The following is a 4,307-nucleotide window of genomic DNA, read 5'->3' as shown; positions in this document are numbered from 1 at the left end:
GGCGTTTGACGGCGATTTTTTCAGACAAGCCGCCACCGCAGCCGCCCAAGCCGATGAAGTTCATGTCTTTGGAGAGGTGGTAGTTGCTGCCTTCGCCGGTCGGTACGTCGTCGCGGATGATGTAGGGTTCGACCACGACGTGTTGGCCGACTTTGATGTCGTCCACGCCTTCGCCTACGGCATAAACCACGCCGGAGAACTCGTGACCCATGGTGACTGGTGCTGACTCGCCTGAGATTGGGTGTGGATGGCCGCAAGGCGGAATGAAAATCGGGCCTTCCATGAATTCGTGCAGGTCGGTACCGCAGATACCGCACCACGCAACATTAATGCCGACAGTACCCGGAGCGACGGTTGGCTCTGGAATGTCTTCGATGCGGATGTCGCCTTTATTGTAAAAACGTGCTGCTTTCATTGTAACGCTCCTTTTTTTAAATGGAGGCCGTCTGAAAAGACGGTCAATTGGGGAAAGGGTAGCAGTGAGGTGTGTGAACTATTTTTATTTGTCCGTTTTATTTTTGTTATTTTACTACTGATAATATGGAAATGGTTTGTCTTTGCTCAAATTAACGTGTGTAAATGAAAAAAAAGGCCGGCCGTCTGAAACGGATGATGTGTTTTCAGACGGCCTGGGTCGATAGTTTAAATGCGTTATTGCGTAGGATTGTTACTTTTGCCGCGCTTCAAATGCTTTTGGTAGGCGATGACGTAGTCGGCCTTGCTTAAGCCTGCCAATACGCGGATGTGGGCGGCGGCGGATTTAGACATGGATTCCAAGGTATATCCGCCCTCCAGTACGGAAACGACACGTCCTTGACAGCTTGTCGTTGCTTGGACGATTTTGTGCGTCAACCAGGCAAAATCGGCTTCATGCAGGTTCAGACGGCCTGTTTCGTCTTGTTTGTGCCCGTCAAAACCTGCCGAAAGCAACACCAACTCGGGGCGGAAGGCCGTGAGCTTGGGCAGCCATTGTTCGCGGATGGTCGTGCGGAAGATACGGCTGCCTGTGCCCGGTTTGAGGGGCGTATGCAGCATATTCTTATTGCCGGCGTATTGTTCCGCTTCCGGGAAGGGAAAGATGTCGGTTTCAAACAGGTTGAAAAACATCACGCGCGGATCGTCTTGGAGAATCTCCGCCGTTCCATCGCCGAAGTGGACGTCGAAATCGATGACGGCAATTCGTTGCAGGCGGTATTGGGCAATGGCGTGCATCATGCCGGCGGCAACGTTGTTGATCAGGCAAAATCCGCCGGCGCTGTTACTGTGGGCATGGTGGCCGGGTGGGCGGATGCCGCAAAAAGCATGCCAGGCCTTTTTATTCATCACCATATCGACTGCCTTGACGACGGCGCCGGCCGCAAAACGGGCGGCTTGGAGGGAGTCGTGGCAGATGACGGTATCGTCATCGATGCGGTGGATTTTGCCGGGGAGCGGCTGTGCGGCCTCTAATTCGTGCAGATAGTTGCGCGAGTGGACCAATGCCAGTTGCGCATCTTTTATTTCGGGTGCTTCAGCGGTTTGCAGATGACGCCAAATGCCTTCCTTTTTTAAGGCGGCTTGAATGGCGCTGATGCGTTCTGGCTTGTCGGGGTGGTTGGTGCCCGGCTGGTGCTGCAGAAATATAGGATGGGAAATCCATACGGTGCGGGCATTTTTGCCAAGTAATCGACGCAGTAGGGTACGCACGCGCCAAATGATTTTTTTAAGCATGGAAAGTGTGTCTCGAACGAGTCGCACGGACTGCTAAATATGGTTAATAAATACGGAAATGCTTGGAAATTTTTCAGACGGCCTTTAGAATAGCTCAATTTTACAGTCCGACCAACTGCGTTTTGGGCTGTATGCAGTTTTTTACTTTATCTTAAAACTCAAAAGAACGGATATATTATGAATCAAGCTGTGGCTCAATTTGCCCCTTTACTGCTGATTATGGTGGTGTTTTACTTCCTGATTATGCGTCCTCAACAAAAGAAATTCAAAGCACACCAAGCTATGCTGGCTGCTTTGAAAGTAGGCGATAAAGTCGTTTTGGCTGCAGGGTTCAAAGGCCGTGTGACCAAAGTCGGCGAGCAATTCTACACTGTCGACATCGGCCAAGGTGCGAGAATCGAAGTGGAAGTGGAACGCAACGCGATTGCCGCGAAAGCCGAATAATCCGTTTTTTTGCGAAAAGCCGCCTCATTTTCCGAGTGCGGCTGTTTGCCTTTATAAATAAAGCAAAGGTTTACCATGAACCGTTATCCTTTATGGAAATACCTGCTGATTGCGTTCACGATTGTGGTTGCGGCCGTATATTCGCTGCCCAACCTTTTCGGTGAAACGCCTGCTGTACAGGTATCGACCAACCGACAAGCCATCGTTATCAATGAGCAAACCCAGTCTAAAGTGTCTTCTGCGTTGCAAAGCGCAGGTATTCAGACTGACGGTATGTTCATTGTCGATAACTCGCTGAAAGTGCGTTTTAAAGATACTGAAACGCAATTGAAAGCGCGTGATGTCATCGAAAACACTTTGGGCGAAGGCTATATTACCGCGCTCAATCTTTTGGCGGACAGTCCTGAGTGGATGGCGAAAATTAAAGCCAATCCGATGTTCTTGGGTCTGGACTTGCGCGGCGGTGTGCATTTCACCATGCAGGTGGACATGAAAGCCGCGATGCAGAAAACGTTTGAACGTTACGCCGGCGACATCCGCCGCGAATTGCGCCGCGAAAAAATCCGTACCGGTACGGTACATCAGACTGAAAACGGTCTGACCGTGCCTCTGCAAGATGCTGCCGATGTACAAAAGGCCTTGCCTCAGTTGCAAAAAATGTTCCCTGAAGCCACTTTGCTTGCAGACGGCAACAATATCCTGCTAACTCTGTCTGAAGAGGCGATCAATAAAGTACGCACTGATGCGGTAAAACAAAACATCAACACTTTGCACAACCGTGTGAACGAATTGGGTGTGGCAGAACCAGTTATTCAACAATCCGGCCTTGATCGCATTGTCGTACAGCTGCCGGGTGTACAAGATACTGCCAAAGCAAAAGACATTATCGGTCGTACCGCGACTTTGGAAGTGCGCATGGTGGAAGACGATCCGATTAAATTGCAAGAAGCCTTGAACGGTAATGTGCCAACTGGTTACGAGTTGCTGTCAAGCGGTGGTGATCGTCCGGAAACTATTTTGGTCAACAAACAAGTTGAACTGACCGGCGACAACATCAACGACGCGCAACCTAGCTTTGACCAAATGGGCGCTCCTGCTGTGAGCCTGAGCTTGGACAGCGCAGGTGGCAGCATTTTTGGCGAATTGACTTCGGCCAATGTGGGTAAACGTATGGCTATGGTGTTGATCGACCAAGGTAAATCCGAAGTTGTGACTGCGCCTGTCATCCGCTCCGCCATTACCGGTGGCCGTGTGGAAATTTCCGGTAGCATGACAACTGCCGAAGCTAACGATACTTCATTGTTGCTGCGTGCCGGTTCGCTGGCTGCGCCTATGCAGATTGTCGAAGAACGTACCATCGGCCCGTCTTTGGGTAAGGAAAACATTGAAAAAGGTTTCAATTCTACCTTGTGGGGCTTTGCCGCCGTTGCCGCATTTATGGTGGTTTACTACCGCCTGATGGGTTTCTTCTCTACCATCGCTTTGAGTACCAATATCTTGTTCTTGGTAGGTATTTTGTCTGCCATGCAGGCAACGCTGACCCTGCCGGGTATTGCTGCGTTGGCATTGACATTGGGTATGGCGATTGACTCCAACGTATTGATTAACGAACGTATCCGTGAAGAATTACGCGCAGGTATACCACCTCAACAGGCCATCAACCTCGGTTTCCAACATGCTTGGGCAACCATTGTCGACTCTAACTTGACCTCTCTGATTGCCGGTATTGCTTTGTTGGTATTCGGTTCCGGCCCTGTACGTGGTTTTGCCGTTGTGCACTGTATCGGTATTCTGACCTCGATGTATTCGTCTGTGGTCGTGTTCCGTGCTTTGGTTAACCTGTGGTACGGCCGCCGTCGCAAATTGCGGAATATTTCCATTGGTGCGGTATGGAAGCCGAAAGCTGAAATGGCAGAAGGCAAGGAGTAAAACATGGAATTATTTAAAATCAAACGCGATATTCCGTTTATGAGCTACGGCAAACTGACGACCTTTATTTCGTTGGTTACGTTTATCGCCGCCGTGTTCTTTTTGGTAACCAAAGGCCTGAATTTCTCCGTCGAATTTACCGGCGGTACGGTAATGGAAGTCCAATATCAGCAGTGCGTGGATGTGAATCAAACGCGCGAACGCCTCGATACGCTGAAAATGGG

Annotated in this window: 4 protein-coding genes and 1 pseudogene; 3 read left to right on the top strand and 2 right to left on the bottom strand. The window is 50.2% G+C overall.

The window, feature by feature from the left end; all coding sequences use genetic code 11:
- Both ACTHUT_RS14625 and ACTHUT_RS14620 read right to left on the bottom strand, forming a co-directional pair.
- Positions 1-415: alcohol dehydrogenase catalytic domain-containing protein (locus ACTHUT_RS14625; protein ID WP_440418959.1), on the bottom strand; the 415-nt coding region annotated here is incomplete at its 3' end.
- Between the two features lie 236 nt (positions 416-651).
- Positions 652-1,710, bottom strand: a complete 1,059-nt coding sequence (locus tag ACTHUT_RS14620) for a histone deacetylase family protein (RefSeq protein WP_250599885.1) — start codon at positions 1,708-1,710, stop codon at positions 652-654.
- Positions 1,711-1,887: 177 nt separating this feature from the next.
- Between ACTHUT_RS14620 and yajC the strand changes: the two genes are divergently transcribed.
- The 3 genes and pseudogenes from yajC to ACTHUT_RS14605 form a co-directional block, all read left to right on the top strand.
- On the top strand, positions 1,888-2,154 hold the full coding sequence (gene yajC / locus ACTHUT_RS14615) for a preprotein translocase subunit YajC (protein WP_003678762.1): 267 nt from the start codon (positions 1,888-1,890) through the stop codon (positions 2,152-2,154).
- A 75-nt stretch (positions 2,155-2,229) separates the two neighbouring features.
- Positions 2,230-4,083 carry a protein translocase subunit SecD gene (gene secD / locus ACTHUT_RS14610; protein ID WP_250599887.1) on the top strand — a complete coding sequence of 618 codons (1,854 nt, stop codon included), beginning with the start codon at positions 2,230-2,232 and terminating at the stop codon, positions 4,081-4,083.
- A gap of 3 nt (positions 4,084-4,086) precedes the next feature.
- Positions 4,087-4,307: pseudogene (locus tag ACTHUT_RS14605) on the top strand (protein translocase subunit SecF); the annotation flags it as partial.

The organism is Neisseria sp. P0022.S010, assembly GCF_051956635.1.
Note: the sequence above shows the minus strand (reverse complement) of the source record. Positions and strands in the feature narration are given on the sequence as shown.